Origin of the sequence: Pedobacter sp. FW305-3-2-15-E-R2A2, from assembly GCF_038446955.1 — a bacterium.
In the GTDB taxonomy this organism is placed as follows: Bacteria; Bacteroidota; Bacteroidia; order Sphingobacteriales; family Sphingobacteriaceae; genus Pedobacter.
This window is the reverse complement of record NZ_CP151803.1, coordinates 1,021,262-1,037,614: the sequence shown is the minus strand read 5'-3', so window position 1 is coordinate 1,037,614 and position 16,353 is coordinate 1,021,262. Positions and strand designations below refer to the sequence as shown.

Genomic DNA, 16,353 nt, shown 5'->3' with positions numbered 1-16,353 from the left:
TCCAGAGCCCTTTGCCCTGACTTCTGCTTTTTGGATGAAAACACCGGAGAGCGCTCCAAACAGTGCGTATCCTATGTCTGCAACCGCACTATGATTGCCTACAAATGTGTTTAACGGGAACGGTTAACTCAAATTCCATCCTTAAATGTTGAAGAAAAAGCCCTGCTGATGAGCAGGGCTCAGCATAGAAAAACGCTTAGCAATATCAATAAATCTCAGAACTCATGTTAAATTTTAAAAACACCAAACCATTAAGCAGGGCCGACATGAAAGCAGTCCTTGGTGGTGCTCAAACTGCCGGATTTGCCTGCTTTAACTATTGTTTCGAAAACCCTGGAGGACCAACAGGCTGTGGCCCCGGACAAGATTGCCTCATTTACTATTGCGGTCCGGATCATCAGGAAAACTATGGATATGAATGCAGATAAGCTAACCTTCTAACCAAAACCAATCTTATGTTAAACTGAAAAAAGCTCAATCCCTGAGCAGAACCGACATGAAAAACCTTTTGGGAGGCACAGACCACAATTCATCAAGGATGAATTGCGATGATCAGTGCGATTACGACCCTGATGCAGGGACACGCATCTGCAACGACGGCAAACATTGCATCCCATACAATTGCCCGGGACAGCCCGAAATCACCAGCTATAAATGCGTATAACCTAAAACACAACAATTATCAGCACTAAAAGAATAGGAATACAGATCAATCATACCCTAAATCTAAATTTATGCTAAAATTCAAAAACGCTCAACCCTTGAGCAGAACCGAAATGAAAAGCCTTACGGGCGGCACAAACAATGCTTTGAAACCGATATGCGCTGTCCTTTGCCGGGTTGATGGAGACTGCGCCATAGGCCAATCCTGCGAATCCTTTCCATGCGTGCTTCATGGAGAACCGACCCTGGGATTTAAATGTGCCTTCCCATCCTGATCAACCCAGTACCCCATCCCTGCTCTTAAATCAACCTTAATTTATAACTAAACTTAAACTTTATGCTTAACCTTAAAAACGCTCAGACACTGAGCAGAACTGACATGAAAAAATTCACAGGAGGCCTTAACGACGATAGCGCAAGAAGACCTTGCTTATCCGATTGCTTCTATGATCCAAACAACTGGAATACCTGTCTAAATGGTGGAGATTGCCAAATTTATTATTGCGGACCCAATCACGATAGAGATTTCGGCTACAAATGTCAGTAACCCATCGATCAACTCAAATGCAGCCGGAACTTAAAGTTCCGGCTGCAAATGTAAAGATCAAGGATTAGCTCTACATCAAAACAAAACCCTTCGAACTCAATCTTATCTTAAAAAATAATTTTAAACAAATGGAAAACAGAAAATTAAGCAGAAATGAGCTAAAAAAAATCACTGGCGGAACAAGGCCGGCAAACTGTCCTTATGTATGCACTCATCGCATCAATGGACAAATACGCATTGGTTGTCCCCCTTACGAGGAATGCGTAACCTATAGCTGTGACCCTACCTATATCGGCGAAAGTTGCCGACCGCTTTAAAAACCAATTTCCATCTCTAAATCCATTTTTACAGTAAAGAAAAAGCCAGTTGCTAAGCAGAAATGAACTAAAAAAAGCAACCGGCAGCAACCACAATAGCAGCAGTTACCCAAACCTGTAAGTAAGAAATTAAATTTCAACCTTATGCTAAAAAAGAATGTAAACGGTTCCGATCTCAAAAGATTAAGCCGAAATGATCTCAAAAAGATAAAAGGTGGCCTAAGACCACCAGGCTGCGACCTCGGATGCAGCTATCGCATCAACAATGGCCCATTACGAAAAGGCTGCCCTCCCACTGAACAATGTGTTCCCTACACCTGCAGTGACGGCATCAGCATAGGCCGCAGTTGTCAACCTTAATAAAAACCCATTTCATAAATCTTAAAATCATGCTAGAAAACAATTTAGACAAACAAGTAAAAAGACTAAGCAGAAATGAACTCAAAGGAGTGACTGGTGGAAACATTTTCAATCCGTTTTGTCCTCAGGAATGTACTTATCAGGACGACAATACGCCATTAATGTTAGGTTGCCCCAGCCATATGGATTGCGTACCATTCAGCTGTGGCGGACCAGGCGAATACGGATTTCATTGCGCATAGTAACAATTCATTCATCTAAACTCAATCCTTATGTTAAAAAACAATTTAGAAAAACAAGGAAAAAAATTAAACAGAAATGAACTCAAAGGAGTAACGGGTGGAATCAAATTCGATCCAAACTGCCCGATAACATGTACCTACCAGGAGCCAGGAGGCATGGAGATGTTTGGCTGCCCTTCACACATGGATTGTATTGCATTTCCCTGTGGCGGACCAGACGAATACGGATATCGTTGCGGGTAATTCAATTCACTTACCTAAAACCAACGATCATGTTGAAAAATAACTCCAGTAAACAAGGCAAAAAACTAAACAGGAATGAACTCAAACAGGTAACAGGCGGAATCAAATTCGATCAGGATTGCCCTCTTTCATGCACCTACCAACAACCTGGAGGCATGCTGATGGATGGTTGTCCCAGCAATATGGATTGCGTACCATTTCTCTGTGCCGGACCAGATGAAGAATATGGAGTTCACTGTGTATAAACTAATTCAAAACTAAAAATTATGAAATCCCTGAAATTAAACAACACTGCTAAATTGAGCAGAAATGAGTTAAAAAACATCATCGGCGGAACCCGGGAAACCCAGCTCCTTGCCTGCCCGTTAAAATGCGTATACGAATCATTTGGAGGAGGCCCTGGCTGCAGGCCAGATCAGGAATGCCAGCTGGTCAGATGCTCGTCAGAGCAATACGGCACCAGATGTGTCGCTGCATAAGAAAACCGAAAACGGGATGCCTGAAAGCCTCCCGTTTTTTTTAGACTATCCCCCAGTCCTTTCTCTCCTTCCTCCCTTCTCCTTCCCTTGAACTCCCCCCAATCACACATGAACCATGTTAGCGATAGATCGCAATACTTCATAAACAAACAAATGTCACAAAAAAGTTGCAAAATAAAATACCATCAATTTAACTCATTGTAAGCCAAAAACACACCAAAAATGAAAATAGTCACGCCAAAATCAAATTAAATATTTTACAACTATATAAATAATAATTATATTAAACTATTAATTACAAATAACGTACTGATAAAAAAATAAACAGCATTGAATATCTTTTAAAGATTTTTAAAACTCCGATTCCTGTTTCCATTTTCTGCCGCAGAATACTTTCAGATGCTCAAATTAATGCAATAAGTCTTTTCAATAGTTCATTCTGCTTTTCGATGATAAAACTACAGGCCCGGCTGCAGCCCGGGACAACAAAGCAATACATTAACTAACCAAATTTAATCTTATGTTAAAACTAAAAAACGCTCAATCGCTGAGCAGAACCGACATGAAAAATTTAATGGGCGGCATGAATGACAATGCCGCAAGACCTTATTGTACCGATGCCTGCATGACAGATATGCACACCGGTGAACACTATTGTCCGGGAGACATGTACTGTCAAATCTATGTTTGTTATGCCGGAGTGCCGACTACTTATAGCTACAAATGTGTTTAAAGAAACGTGCATACGAATCAATTAATCTTACCCTAAATCTAATGCGATGTTAAAACTCAAAAATGCTCAGGCACTAAACAGAGCAGAGATGAAAAATCTCACAGGAGGCAACCTGACTTCCGGAAAAATCCGCTGTATGCAGGAATGCCTCGTGGATGCCGAGACCAATCAAGGCTTCTGTTTCGATGGAAGACCATGTAATATCTATTACTGTGGCCCTGATCCTGAAAAGGACTTTGGCTATAAATGTTATTAATTAACCATTCATCCTAAAATCAACCCTAATGTTAAAATTTAAAAACGCTCAGACATTGAGCAGAACCGAAATGAAAAAACTCATGGGAGGCCATGACGAAAATGCAGCCAGATACATCTGTGAAAACTGGTGCACAAACAATTCCGACTGTGATGCTGGCACTTGCCGTATTTATCGTTGTGGCTCCCAACCAAAGGACACCGGATACAAATGCCAATAATCACGCTTCAATTACCCTAAATCAAATGAGATGTTAAACAACAATTCCAATCCGAAAGGACATCAAAAACTGGACAGAAATGCCCTTAAAAAAGTGACCGGCGGAGGTCGTATCGACAGCTGTCCCGGAAATTGCACACATCGCGTAGGAAGCGTACTCGTTCCTGGCTGTCTTCCTGATCAGCAGTGTTTGGGTTATTTGTGCAGTAATGGCTGGTGGGCCTCTGTATGTGGTTAAATATTAACTTACTTACCTAAATTCATGTTAAAAAACACCTTAAAACTACAAGAAAATCAAAGGCTAAACAGAAATGAGCTTAAAGGAATAACAGGCGGGGATAAAAACTTCAACTGCCCTATGTTCTGCAGTCATTATGTAGATGGGGCCGAGACAATCGGCTGCCCTGATGACCAGTTATGCGACCGACATCCCTGCGGCATCAATGATTATAAGTACCAGTGCGGGGAAGCATAAGATTACAATACTAAACTACTTTTTCATTTAAACCTTAAATTATGTTATCTCAAAAATTCAAAAACATCGCTAAACTTAGCAGAAACGATTTAAAAAATGTGACCGGCGGAAATGACCAGGGAAAAACCGGATCGTACTGTCCTGTTAAATGTGATGACGTGGACCATACAAATGCGGAAGGCAGTGGCAAGTCCTGCCCGGCGAACATGCGTTGCCAATGGGAGTTCTGTGGTGAAAACACCCTCACGAGTCGTTGCGTAGCAGTTTATTAAAAAAACCAATGGGAAAGGCCTATGAACACATAGCCCTTCCCTTTTTAGAAATAAAAACTTTATTAATAAAACTGCTTAACGGTCTCTATCTCTCCACACGTTTCATCCACAAACAGATAAGCGAAACCATTGTCTCGAAACAGCTGACAATCTTTAATTTCAAACTGTCCTAAAAAGAATAAAGGCTTATCCTTTTTTATCATCCATTGAGGGCTCTGAATCCACTTTGGTGTTTTTGTATGATAGCGGAACAACTCATTAAAGCGCAATTTAATTGCTTGTTTTATTTCCGCCTTCCCCCTTAGCCCTTCTGCTGCAGGCAAGATGTATTTTTCAACAAACACCATATCTGCATCTATGTATTTGGGCTGTGTTTCCAGCATCAGGGAATGACGTTCTTCATAGCCTTTATACACATAAAAAGAGACCCCTTTTTTTGTCAGAAATAACTGAATCAACCCCTGCGCATCATAACACCCTACGATTGTTTTAAGATTAAGTTCCGCCAGATACAGGAAAGGAGTAGTATCCGAGATATAAGTTCCGCTCCAATTCAATGAATCATCCGACAACAATACTTCCAGTCTGGGATTTTCAGAAAGTGCAAGCTCCAGTTCGGATCCACTGACTTTTCCTTCCACAAATTCTTTAAAAAAATTAAGCGCTTCCTGCATTGCTAAAATTTATGATTAAACACCGGTTGGCAAAATACGATTCCTTTCCGGCATTGTTAATCTCTCCAGAGGTAAGGAAACAGGATCAGCGAAACCGCCATCACCAGCGCATTGATGATCAGCAGAATCCCAATTTCATCCATACTCACACTCCTATCCAGCCCGTCTATGGCGTTTTTTGTCAGCTTGATCAATACAATCAAGACAGGTATAATCACCGGAAAACTTAGAATTGCCATGAGCATCCCGCCATTTCCCGCTTTAGAAGCAATGGCAGAGACCATCGTAAATATCGTAGAAAAGCTTAAACTTCCCAACAAGGTAGCGACAATGTATAAACCCAGATCTTCGGGCACATAATTAAACACAAGGGTATAAAAACCCAGCGCAATAACCGTCAGCAACATCATCAGCAACACATTATAAATCGTCTTTGAAATGATCAGCGCCAGCGGACTCGCTATCGTATAAATGTACAGCTGCCTGCCTTTACTTTCCTGGAGAAAGCTTTTTGAAACTGCATTGATGGAAGCAAATAACATGATGATCCAGAATAAAGCATTCCAGGTGATCTTCTCTACACTTACAAAAGACAAATAGCAGACAAAAACAGTGGACACCACATATAAAAGAACGCCATTTAAAGCATATTTAGAACGCCATTCCAGCAGCAACTCTTTCTTAATTAAAAACTTTACCTGATCTATTAAATTCATGCAGCCACAAAGATAATTCTTAATCCCCTATCTTTTATCTTTGTAAATTAAATATCCATAATATTGTATTCCTATGAATATTCAGTATTGCAGTATTTTACAAAGTCCGCTTGGCCCTATCAGCATCATTGCTGATGAGCAGTTTGTACAGGCAATCACCTTCAAGGAAAATCTCATCACTGAGCCGCAGGAGAATGAGGTCACAAAACTGGCTGTTTCGCAATTAACGGCTTATTTTGAAGGGAACTTAAAGACGTTTACCTTACCCATTAAACAAACCGGAACAGCATTCCAGCAAGAAGTCTGGTCTGCCCTGCTTACCATAGATTACGGGGTAACCAGGTCTTACCTGCAAATGGCAAAGCAGATGAACAATGTGTTGGCCATAAGGGCGATGGCCGCAGCGAATGGAAAGAATAACCTTGCCATTGTTGTACCTTGTCACAGGGTGATCGGAAGTGATGGCACTTTAGTCGGTTATGCCGGATCGCTCTGGCGCAAGAAATGGTTGCTGGACCATGAACGGGAAGTTAGTCAGCAGGGACAAATGACCTTAAAATTCTAAACACATGAACCAATACCTCGACATCATACTAAGAAGCCTTGCCGTCTACGCGTTTATGCTGATTGCCATCCGTTTAACCGGAAAAAAGGAACTCTCCCAGCTAAACACGACCGATGTGGTATTGATCTTACTCATCAGTAATGCCGTTCAGAATGCCATGGTAGGCAACAACACCAGTCTGCTGGGAGGCTTGGTTGCTGCCGCAGTCCTGTTTGCCCTGAATTACGCCCTAAAAAAGCTGATGTTCAAAAGTAAAAAGTTTAGGGAACTCGTCTCGGAAAAGCCAGAAATCCTGATCCACAATGGGAACCTCGATTTCGCTACACTCGCTAAGCTGGACATCAGTAATGAAGAACTACGCGAAGCAATGAGGGAGCATGGGGTAGAGAAATACAAAGATGTAAAACTGGCCATGTTTGAAACAGACGGCAATATCAGCATCATTACCGGCTCGGGAGACCTGAAGCAAACCCAATACAAGCGCAAAAAGAAGCACAAATCTCTGGGCTCACTGAATTAAAAACAGTACTTCCTGCCTAAAAAACAGCACAAAAAAATTCCGGAACCGATTAAACCCAGGCGATCCGAAGAAAGCGAAGGAACAACCCGTTCCGGAAAGATATTTATACAGCTATACTGTCGCTTCGGCAGGCACCGCAGCACTCACTACAGCCACCTTAGGCCTTCTTACCGTAACTAAAATAAACGCACCTGCAAGGATCACATACCAACCCCATTTATATTTCACCATTCCTGCTGCCAGGTTCACCAGCTTTTTGAAATGTAGAAATCCAAAGGAACCATGAGCCTTGAAATAAATACCTACCAAAGTAATCGCCACCAATGCAATCCCTGCCCATCCGGCAAATTTGATCAGTCCGGCTTTTTGAGTAAAAGCGCCCAATAACCCAATCGCTACCACCACATAAAACGTGATCGCTAAGGTCTGATCCAGATCAAAATAATTCCAGTTGCCTATAATTGGAATGCGAAGCAAAGGACAGATTCCGCCAATTGCCATAATCACCGCACCTATAATTCCCTGAGCTCTCATCACTTATTGTTGTGTATTGATGCCCATTTTATCGGCAAAATGCGCACAGTAATCACGCAGATCTTCGATGATTAACTTCTCTCCGGTAGCTTTAAGGAAGCTATCCCCCATGGTTTGCAAAGTTTCATAAAAGAACCTTTTCATTTCATCAACAGGCATGTCTTTAGTCCATAAGTCAATGCGCATAGAGTTCTTATAATTATGGTCCCAAAGGGCCAACATCATTGACTTTACAGGCACCTGCTCCTGACTTTTCGAGTCTGTAGATTCCCAAAGGATATTGTCAGGTACATTGTTATCATCTAACTGCACCGTAATTTTAATTTCTGCTTGTTTCATTTAATATATGCTGACTTTTATAATAAAAACTAAGATGATGGTGAAAACAATAAAGGCACATTCTATTGCCCATATTTTTTTCAACTCTGGAATAAACTTCCGGAAAATCTGATCGGAGATAAAAGAAACCAGGACAATTAAAAAGCTAAACCACATTAAGATCCTAGACAGGTCAATTGTCTTTTCTGATGGCGCAGGCGATTTTTCCAACATCATCAGCACCGCAATCACCAGAAAGATCGCGGATACAATATTAAGCGGTGTCAGTTTTACTTTCAATTCCTCAGTTCTTTATTTCCTTTTTTTGAATTTCTTTGACTTCCAGGAAGGAGTTTTGTTTTTGTTCTTCTCCCTTTCTGCCGCAGCAATCGATGCCGCATGTTTTTTCTCATGGAAAGCTCCTTTAAAATCAGGATCATCCTTACGTTTCTGGTCGTCAATAGCCCTGGCAATGGCCTGACGTTCTTCATAAGGAGTTTCTTCCACAAAAACTTCCGTCGGCAAAGGTACTACAGGAATCTCCTGTCTGATTAACTTTTGTATTTTCTCAATGTAATATTTTTCCGCAGGTGTGAAAAAAGTAAGGGCATCACCTTTCGCATAAGCACGGCCGGTACGTCCGATTCTATGAACATAATCTTCGATAATGATCGGCACATCGAAATTGATCACATGACTTACTTCAGAAACATCAATTCCACGGGAAGCCACATCTGTAGCCACCAATACCCTGACATTTCCTTCTTTAAAGCTATTGATCGAGTTAATCCTGGTATTCTGTCCTTTATTCGCATGGATTACCCTTACTGCTTCTGCACCGAATTTACGTTCGATAAAGCTAAAGATGTTATCCGCTACGGTTTTGGTCTTACAGAAAATGATCAGTCTTTTAAACTCCTCATCATTTTTCAGCAGGTGCTGCAAAAGATTGATCTTTGTTTTTAAATTGGGCACCTCATACAGTGTTTGCGTAACCGTCTGCGCAGGTGTAGCCTGTAAGCCCACCTCGATAATGGTAGGATGCTTCAGAAAATCTCCTGCAATCTTTTGTACCAGATCACTCATCGTTGCAGAAAACAACAGGTTCTGACGTCTGCGGGGAACCACTTCCAAAATGCGGTGAATCGAACCGATAAAGCCCATATCCATCATTTTATCCGCCTCATCTAAAACCAGGAATTTCAAATACTGGGTGTTGATGTGTCCTGCAAGATAAATATCCAGGAATCTTCCGGGAGTGGCAACAATAATATCGACACCCGCTTTGATCTGTTCAATTTGTGTTTTCGGACCAAGACCACCATAAACCACTACGGTACGGAGGTCTGTATATTTTGAGAAAATCTTGATATGTTCAGTAATCTGCATCGCCAGCTCTCTTGTCGGAGCCAGGATTAAGGCACGGGCAGCATCTCCCTGTGCATATTTTAATTGCATTAAGATCGGCAAAACATAGGCTGCTGTCTTTCCTGTTCCGGTTTCAGCAATGCCGAAGATGTCCTGTCCTGATAAAACAGGCGCAATTGCTTTTTCTTGTATTGGGGTGGCATGAGTAAACCCGGCATCAGCTACAGCATTTAAAATCTGGCGATTAAGGTTAAACTCTTCAAATGTTTTGGGCATTTTGCAAATATACTATTATTTACAGGATCAGTAATTACATTTTTACAGAACCTTCTTTAAAGCCCTGATCATGTCCTCTGCATGGGTAACCTCCTTGACCACCACCCAGCTTCTTACGTCTTTTAAAATTTCAGCAACCGGAACTACTGGTTTCCCTGCCGTGTTTTGCTGTGCCTGAGCGCAAAATCCAATAAACAACAACAGTATTACTCCTGAAAACACAATGTTTCTTCTCATTTTTGATTCTTATCTTTCAGTTTAAATCTATCCATAACAATCTACAAATAAAACCAGTACTTTTATACAACGATAACATTACTTAGGTATAAATATATAATGATGAAAAAGAATATCCTCAGACTGCTGACCATTGGTCTTCCGGTTACCCTTGCACTAATCATCACGACCAACACCGCTTTACATGCTCAGGAACTGTATATGCCAAGAAACATTAAAGCAGCTTACGATAAAGGAAGCCGTTCTAAGGATGGCAAACCAGGAAAACAATACTGGCAAAACAAGGGAAAATATGACCTGCATATCCAGGTAAATCCCGACACTAAGCTTGTGGAAGGAACAGAGACGATAAAATACACCAATAATAGTCCGGATACCCTGCGGCAGGTCGCCATCCGGTTTGTCAACAACCTCCATAAACCTGAGGCACCAAGATCGGGTTATGTCAGCAAAGATTTCCTGACCTCCGGACTGGACATCAAATCATTTGAAGTAGATGGTCAACGCTATTCGCTAAACACCAAAGATTGGGGTACTGTAGAAGATGTGCCATTGAAAACGGCACTTAATCCCGGACAAACGGCAGTTTTTAACATCAGCTGGGCTTACCCCCTATCCAAAGAAAGCGGAAGAGAGGGGCAACTGGACAGCACAACCTTCTTCGTTGCCTATGCTTTCCCAAGAATCTCTGTATATGACGATTACAATGGCTGGGATCAAATCCCGCATACCGACCGTGCCGAATTTTACAATGATTTTAACGATTACCAGTTAACCGTTAAGGCTCCGAAAAACTATGTCGTATGGGCTACCGGCGATCTTCAGAATCCAGATGAAGTGCTGCAACCTGATTATGCAGCGCGGTTAAAAAAATCCTACAACAGCGAAGACATCATTGCAATTGCAAACGCAGAAGAGATGTCCAAAGGACTGGTGACCCAACAGAACGAATGGAACAGCTGGAAATTCATAGCCAATCACATTACCGATATGACCTTCTCCCTGAGTAATCATTACCTCTGGGATGCAGGAAGCGTGATTGTGGACCCAAAAACAAACAGAAGGGCAAGCGTTCAATCGGCTTACGATGCCAAAGCAAAAGACTTTGCACAGGCAACCGCCTGGTCTAAACAAGCCTTACACTGGTTTTCGAACAACTGGCCGGGGATTCCCTATCCTTTCTCAAAGATGACCGCCGTTCAGGGCTTTGCCGACATGGAATATCCAATGATGGTAAACGATTCCAGTACACCGGATATGGAATTCTCCCAATTTGTACTGAACCACGAAATCGCACATACCTATTTTCCTTTTTATATGGGGACCAATGAAACCCGTTACGCACATATGGATGAAGGCTGGGCAACGACCTTGGAATACCTCATTGGCATCGAACAACTCGGAAAAAAGAAAGCGGACAACAACTATAAGACGTTCCGGGTGAACAGGTGGATCTTTGACCCTTCGACAGAACAAGATCAACCCATCATTTCTTTGTCTACCCAGGTTTCCGGAGTAGGCTATGGCAATAATGCCTATGTGAAACCCTCTCTGGCTTACCTCGCATTAAAAGACATGCTTGGCGATGTGGCTTTCAAAAAATACCTGCATGCCTACATGGACCGCTGGAATGGGAAACATCCAATTCCATGGGATTTTTTCTATACCCTGAATAATGTTTCCGGACAAAGCCTGAACTGGTACTGGAACAACTGGTTTTTCAGCAACAATTATATCGACCTGAGCATCACCAAAGTAACGAACAAAGGCCTGGCTTATCAGCTTGCGCTCCGCAATACCGGAGGCTTTGCCGTCCCTTTTGATGTGATTCTTACTTATAAAGACGGATCTACCGAGCTTTTCCACCAGACACCTGCCTTATGGAAAACCAATCAGAAAGCAGCAATAGTTTCCCTGAATGCGAAGAAGGCAGTATCGAAAATCGATATAAACGGAGGATTATTTGTAGATGCAAATGCCGGAGATAATACCTGGAAAAGCAAATAACAATTTTTTTATTTAAGTTTGAGGTCATGAACACCATTCTGATAAAAGCGGCCTCAGTGGTTAACGAAGGCCAAATCTTTGTTGCTGACGTACTCATTAAAGACGGATTTATTGAAAAAATCGCCCCGAATATCCAGGCGGAAGGCGCAAAAGAAATTAATGCGGAGGGCTTACACCTCTTTCCGGGTATGATCGACGACCAGGTCCATTTCAGGGAACCAGGTTTAACAGATAAAGCAGACATCTTTACTGAAAGCATGGCTGCAGTAGCCGGAGGAATTACCTCCTGGATGGAAATGCCGAATACTGTACCCAATACCCTGACACAGGAATTGCTGGCCGACAAATACCGGATTGCTTCTGAAGTTTCATTGGCCAATTACTCCTTTTTCATGGGAGCTTCCAATGACAACCTGGGAGAAGTCTTAAAAACAGACCCCAAAAATGTTTGCGGAATTAAAGTCTTCATGGGTTCTTCTACCGGAAACATGCTGGTTGACAATGAGAAAGTATTGGAAAACATTTTCAAAGATGCCCCAATGCTGGTTGCCACCCATTGCGAAGATGAAAAAACCATCCGGGAGAACATGGCCGCTTACAAAGAAAAATACGGAGACAACATCACGATAGACATGCACCCACTCATCAGAAGTGCAGAAGCTTGCTACCTCTCGTCATCGATGGCTGTTGAACTTGCTAAAAAATACGATACCCGTTTGCACATCCTTCACATCTCTACTGCCAGGGAAGTAGCCCTTTTTGATGCGGTTACTCCATTAAAAGACAAGAGAATTACCGCAGAAGCCTGTATCCATCACCTTTGGTTTGATGATCAGGATTATGCAGCTAAAGGCAACTGGATCAAATGGAACCCGGCTGTAAAAACAGCACAGGATAAAGACGCGATATTAAAGGGCGTATTGGATGGTCATATTGACATCATTGCAACCGATCATGCCCCACATACCATTGCAGAAAAAGAGCAACCTTACCTGAAAGCCCCTTCCGGAGGCCCATTGGTACAACATGCCTTATCGGCTTTACTGGAGATGTACCATCAAAAGAAAATTACACTGGAACAGATTGCTGAAAAAACAGCACACAATGTGGCCACTTGCTTCAACGTCGATAAAAGAGGATTTATCAGAGAAGGCTATTGGGCAGATCTGGTACTGGTTCACCTAAACGACCCCGTTAAAGTGACCAGGGCAAACCTATGGTACAAATGCGGATGGTCTCCTTTTGAGGGACAAACCTTCCAGGCTGAAATTACCCATACCTTCGTTTCCGGAAACCTGGCTTATCAAAAAGGGAAATTCATGACCGATGCGATTGGTAAAAGACTAAATTTCAATAGATAATGACATTAAAGGACAAACCAGGGATTAAACAGTTTGTCCTGTTGTTCCTCCTGTCGGGATTGGTATTTCTTGCCGGGATGAACAGCTCATTTATAGAAAATTTTTATTCTGATGGTTTCTATCAGGTCATCTCTGTTGTCCAGCGTTTTCTCAGCTCCATCTTCCCTTTTGCCCTTGGAGATTTCCTGTACCTTCTTCTGGTACTTTATGCATTGAGGAGCATCTATCTGTTCTTCAGAAAACTTTCTCAAAAGAAATTAAAATCCGAAGACCGGATCAGGATTCCTTTGCAGCTGCTGAATTTCTTTTTAATCTTATACCTGATTTTTAAAATCCTGTGGGGACTGAATTATTCACGTCCATCTATTTCCAAACGATTGGGAATTCCGGACGAAAAATACACCACCACAGAACTCGTTCTGCTGGGGGAGTATTTCATCGATAAGCTGAATGCACTTCAACACCTGAAAAAAGAAAACTACAACATTGATGAGCTGGAAAGTAAAGCAAAAGAGGCTTACGATCTGATGAAAAAAACAAACGCATTTTTTCAATACCGCAGCCCCTCAGTGAAAGCCGTCTTAAACAGCTGGATCGTCACCAAAATTGGCATTGAAGGCTATTACAATCCTTTGTCCGGAGAAGCAAATGTAAATATGAGACTGCCGGCGGTATCATTGCCTTTCGTTACCTGTCATGAAATTGCGCACCAGCTGGGCATAGGAAGAGAAGATGAAGCCAACCTGATCGGGTATTTAACAGCCATTCACAGCAAGGATGAAAATTTCCGTTATTCTGCTGCTTATAACATGCTGAGGAGCATTTTATTTGAGATCAGAATCAAATCTCCTGAAGATTACCAACGCCTGTATGCCAGCATCAATCCCGAAACCATTAAAGATTTCAAAACCGAAAGGGCCTTCTGGCAGAAATACAATAGCGATATGTATGGTTATATGGGCGTCGCTCTGGATGGTTTTCTAAAACTCAACAACCAGTCTAAAGGTACAGACAGCTATCAGGACATCGTCATCTGGTTGTATAATATCCATAAAAAGGAATTGATGCACAAAAAACCTTAAAACATTCCTAAATTTGCCGGACTATGGCAAAGATATCCATTAACCTGGCAACAGGCTCCCTGCAACAAGAAGAAATCATCGTCGGTATTGACCTTGGTACCACCAATAGTCTGGTGGCCTTTATTAACCCGGACAAAAACCCACAGGTGATTAATGATACCGGAAAGGGCTTATTGGTTCCTTCAGTGGTGCATTTTAATGCCAAAGGAGATGCGCTGGTAGGAAATGAAGCCAAAGAATTTTTAATTACCGACCCTGCAAATACCATCTTTTCTGTAAAAAGATTGCTGGGCAGGTCTTATAAAGATGTGGCCAGTCACCAGGATACCTTTTCTTATAAAATCATTGATGATGAAAATGATTCACTGGTAAAAATTAAAGCTGGTGATAAATTTTATACCCCTATAGAGCTTTCTGCGGAGATTCTTAAAGAATTGAAGGCAAGGGCTGAACATGCTTTAAAAACACCGGTAAACCGCGCCGTGATCACCGTTCCTGCTTATTTTAACGATAGCCAGCGGCAAGCAACGCGGGATGCAGGCAGGTTAGCAGGTCTTGATGTCTTGCGAATCGTAAACGAACCTACTGCAGCCAGTCTGGCCTACGGTCTGGGCCTTGATCCCAATCAACAGAAAACAATTGCCGTATATGACCTTGGAGGCGGAACCTTTGATGTGTCGATCTTATCCATACAAAACGGCATCTTTGAAGTGTTGTCCACCAATGGAAATACCTTTTTAGGGGGGGATGATTTTGACCGTTCCATTGTTCATTACTGGATAGAGAAAAATAAACTTGATGCAGCAACCCTGGCTCAGGATTCCGGATTAATGCAATCCCTGAGGTTAAAAGCAGAAGAAGCAAAAAAAGCACTGAGTAGCCAGAACCTGTTCAATGAGCAGATCGGCGACATCTGGTGTACTTTAGATAAACAAACTTTTGAAGCGCTGATTGCACCGAAAGTAGCCGAAACCTTGAACTCCTGCAAACAGGCTTTAACGGATTCCAAACTTACCGTTGCAGAGATTGATGAAGTGGTGCTGGTTGGAGGTTCTACCCGGACTCCGTATGTAAAAGCACAGGTTGCTGAATTTTTTGGCCGCCCTCCTCATGATCAGATCAACCCGGATGAAGTGGTTGCCCTTGGTGCAGCCATTCAGGCAGATATCCTGGCCGGAAACCGCTCCGATATTCTTTTACTGGATGTTACCCCACTTTCCCTGGGTATTGAAACCATGGGCGGACTCATGGATGTGATCATTCCCAGAAATGCAAAAGTACCTACGAAAGCAGGAAGACAATATACCACCTCTATCGACGGACAGGTAAACATGAAAATCTCTGTCTTTCAGGGAGAGCGTGACCTGGTACAGGAGAATAGAAAATTAGCAGAATTTGACCTGAAAGGCATTCCTGCCATGCCTGCCGGATTACCGAAGGTAGACATCAACTTTATGCTCAACGCCGATGGCATCCTAACCGTTCAGGCGATAGAGTTAAGGTCAGGTGTAAAACAGGAGATTGACATTACACCAAGTTATGGCCTGACCGATGATACGGTAGAGAAAATGCTGATCGACAGCATTACTCATGCCAAGAGTGACGTGGCACAGCGCATGCTCATTGAGGCCAGAAGCGAGGGCGAGCAATTGGCCTATACCGCAGAACGTTTTATTGAAAAGCATGGCAGCTTCCTGACAACAGCGGAAATTGAAGCTACGAAAACACATATTGAAGCGCTTAAACTCGCTTTAGCGAAGGCAGAAAAAGATGAGATTCTTAAGAAAGCCGATGAACTGAATGAATTTACCCGTCCATTTGCCGAGCGTGTGATGGATGTGGCGGTATCCTCCGCCATGAAAGGAAAAAGCATAGATAAATAACCACTC

General features: G+C 42.3%; 23 protein-coding genes. 15 read left to right on the top strand and 8 right to left on the bottom strand.

Going from position 1 to position 16,353, the window contains the following annotated elements; translation table 11 throughout:
• The first annotated feature begins 224 nt into the window (after positions 1–224).
• Positions 225–428 carry a hypothetical protein gene (locus tag AAFF35_RS04190; protein WP_342331157.1) on the top strand — a complete coding sequence of 68 codons (204 nt, stop codon included), beginning with the start codon at positions 225–227 and terminating at the stop codon, positions 426–428.
• Positions 429–737: 309 nt separating this feature from the next.
• Here AAFF35_RS04190 and AAFF35_RS04185 read toward each other — a convergent pair whose 3' ends face one another.
• Positions 738–896 carry a hypothetical protein gene (locus AAFF35_RS04185; protein WP_342331156.1) on the bottom strand — a complete coding sequence of 53 codons (159 nt, stop codon included), beginning with the start codon at positions 894–896 and terminating at the stop codon, positions 738–740.
• 104 nt (positions 897–1,000) lie between these two features.
• On the opposite strand from AAFF35_RS04185, the gene AAFF35_RS04180 reads away from it, so the two are divergent.
• The 8 genes from AAFF35_RS04180 to AAFF35_RS04145 all read left to right on the top strand — a co-directional run bounded on the left by AAFF35_RS04180 (position 1,001) and on the right by AAFF35_RS04145 (position 4,806).
• The gene (locus tag AAFF35_RS04180; protein WP_342331155.1) at positions 1,001–1,210 is read left to right on the top strand and encodes a hypothetical protein; all 210 of its coding nucleotides are present in this window, start codon (positions 1,001–1,003) and stop codon (positions 1,208–1,210) included.
• 706 nt (positions 1,211–1,916) lie between these two features.
• Positions 1,917–2,129: a hypothetical protein gene (locus AAFF35_RS04175; RefSeq protein WP_342331154.1), complete on the top strand. Its 213-nt coding sequence runs from the start codon at positions 1,917–1,919 to the stop codon at positions 2,127–2,129.
• 30 nt (positions 2,130–2,159) lie between these two features.
• Positions 2,160–2,372: a hypothetical protein gene (locus AAFF35_RS04170; protein WP_342331153.1), complete on the top strand. Its 213-nt coding sequence runs from the start codon at positions 2,160–2,162 to the stop codon at positions 2,370–2,372.
• Positions 2,373–2,401: 29 nt separating this feature from the next.
• Positions 2,402–2,617 (top strand): hypothetical protein, encoded by a 216-nt coding sequence (locus AAFF35_RS04165; protein WP_342331152.1) that lies wholly within the window; start codon positions 2,402–2,404, stop codon positions 2,615–2,617.
• Between the two features lie 21 nt (positions 2,618–2,638).
• Positions 2,639–2,851 (top strand): hypothetical protein, encoded by a 213-nt coding sequence (locus AAFF35_RS04160; RefSeq protein ID WP_342331151.1) that lies wholly within the window; start codon positions 2,639–2,641, stop codon positions 2,849–2,851.
• A gap of 779 nt (positions 2,852–3,630) precedes the next feature.
• Positions 3,631–3,840: a hypothetical protein gene (locus tag AAFF35_RS04155; RefSeq protein ID WP_342331150.1), complete on the top strand. Its 210-nt coding sequence runs from the start codon at positions 3,631–3,633 to the stop codon at positions 3,838–3,840.
• Positions 3,841–4,090: 250 nt separating this feature from the next.
• Positions 4,091–4,297, top strand: a complete 207-nt coding sequence (locus AAFF35_RS04150; protein WP_342331149.1) for a hypothetical protein — start codon at positions 4,091–4,093, stop codon at positions 4,295–4,297.
• A 278-nt stretch (positions 4,298–4,575) separates the two neighbouring features.
• On the top strand, positions 4,576–4,806 hold the full coding sequence (locus AAFF35_RS04145) for a hypothetical protein (RefSeq protein WP_342331148.1): 231 nt from the start codon (positions 4,576–4,578) through the stop codon (positions 4,804–4,806).
• A gap of 62 nt (positions 4,807–4,868) precedes the next feature.
• Here the strand turns inward: AAFF35_RS04145 and AAFF35_RS04140 are convergent, their stop codons facing one another.
• A complete protein-coding gene (locus tag AAFF35_RS04140) occupies positions 4,869–5,480 on the bottom strand; it encodes a hypothetical protein (RefSeq protein ID WP_342331147.1) in 612 nt (203 codons plus the stop codon).
• 56 nt (positions 5,481–5,536) lie between these two features.
• Positions 5,537–6,196, bottom strand: a complete 660-nt coding sequence (locus AAFF35_RS04135) for a heme exporter protein CcmB (protein ID WP_074609487.1) — start codon at positions 6,194–6,196, stop codon at positions 5,537–5,539.
• A 73-nt stretch (positions 6,197–6,269) separates the two neighbouring features.
• Between AAFF35_RS04135 and AAFF35_RS04130 the strand changes: the two genes are divergently transcribed.
• Complete coding sequence (locus tag AAFF35_RS04130; protein ID WP_342331146.1) at positions 6,270–6,761, top strand: methylated-DNA--[protein]-cysteine S-methyltransferase; 492 nt, start codon at positions 6,270–6,272, stop codon at positions 6,759–6,761.
• A 4-nt stretch (positions 6,762–6,765) separates the two neighbouring features.
• The gene (locus AAFF35_RS04125; protein WP_342331145.1) at positions 6,766–7,281 is read left to right on the top strand and encodes a YetF domain-containing protein; all 516 of its coding nucleotides are present in this window, start codon (positions 6,766–6,768) and stop codon (positions 7,279–7,281) included.
• A gap of 111 nt (positions 7,282–7,392) precedes the next feature.
• On the opposite strand, the gene AAFF35_RS04120 is transcribed toward AAFF35_RS04125, so the two are convergent.
• Genes AAFF35_RS04120 through AAFF35_RS04100 form a run of 5 tightly spaced genes read right to left on the bottom strand, consistent with a single transcriptional unit; the run spans position 7,393 to position 10,014 of the window.
• A complete protein-coding gene (locus tag AAFF35_RS04120; RefSeq protein ID WP_342331144.1) occupies positions 7,393–7,815 on the bottom strand; it encodes a hypothetical protein in 423 nt (140 codons plus the stop codon).
• A gap of 3 nt (positions 7,816–7,818) precedes the next feature.
• Complete coding sequence (gene gldC, locus AAFF35_RS04115; RefSeq protein ID WP_073230352.1) at positions 7,819–8,154, bottom strand: gliding motility protein GldC; 336 nt, start codon at positions 8,152–8,154, stop codon at positions 7,819–7,821.
• Positions 8,155–8,433 (bottom strand): hypothetical protein, encoded by a 279-nt coding sequence (locus tag AAFF35_RS04110; RefSeq protein ID WP_342331143.1) that lies wholly within the window; start codon positions 8,431–8,433, stop codon positions 8,155–8,157.
• Between the two features lie 12 nt (positions 8,434–8,445).
• Positions 8,446–9,777 carry a DEAD/DEAH box helicase gene (locus AAFF35_RS04105; protein ID WP_342331142.1) on the bottom strand — a complete coding sequence of 444 codons (1,332 nt, stop codon included), beginning with the start codon at positions 9,775–9,777 and terminating at the stop codon, positions 8,446–8,448.
• Positions 9,778–9,819: 42 nt separating this feature from the next.
• On the bottom strand, positions 9,820–10,014 hold the full coding sequence (locus AAFF35_RS04100) for a hypothetical protein (protein ID WP_342331141.1): 195 nt from the start codon (positions 10,012–10,014) through the stop codon (positions 9,820–9,822).
• Between the two features lie 102 nt (positions 10,015–10,116).
• Between AAFF35_RS04100 and AAFF35_RS04095 the strand changes: the two genes are divergently transcribed.
• From AAFF35_RS04095 to dnaK, 4 genes are read left to right on the top strand one after another with little or no spacing between them, the layout of a single operon-like run.
• Positions 10,117–12,021: a M1 family metallopeptidase gene (locus AAFF35_RS04095; protein WP_342331140.1), complete on the top strand. Its 1,905-nt coding sequence runs from the start codon at positions 10,117–10,119 to the stop codon at positions 12,019–12,021.
• A gap of 26 nt (positions 12,022–12,047) precedes the next feature.
• Positions 12,048–13,382 (top strand): dihydroorotase, encoded by a 1,335-nt coding sequence (locus AAFF35_RS04090; RefSeq protein WP_342331139.1) that lies wholly within the window; start codon positions 12,048–12,050, stop codon positions 13,380–13,382.
• Positions 13,382–14,464, top strand: a complete 1,083-nt coding sequence (locus AAFF35_RS04085) for a DUF3810 domain-containing protein (protein WP_342331138.1) — start codon at positions 13,382–13,384, stop codon at positions 14,462–14,464. The genes AAFF35_RS04090 and AAFF35_RS04085 overlap by 1 nt, the downstream gene beginning before the upstream one ends.
• 23 nt (positions 14,465–14,487) lie before the next feature.
• Entirely contained in the window at positions 14,488–16,347 is a 1,860-nt protein-coding gene (gene dnaK, locus AAFF35_RS04080) for a molecular chaperone DnaK (protein WP_342331137.1), read from the top strand.
• The last annotated feature ends 6 nt before the right edge of the window (positions 16,348–16,353 follow it).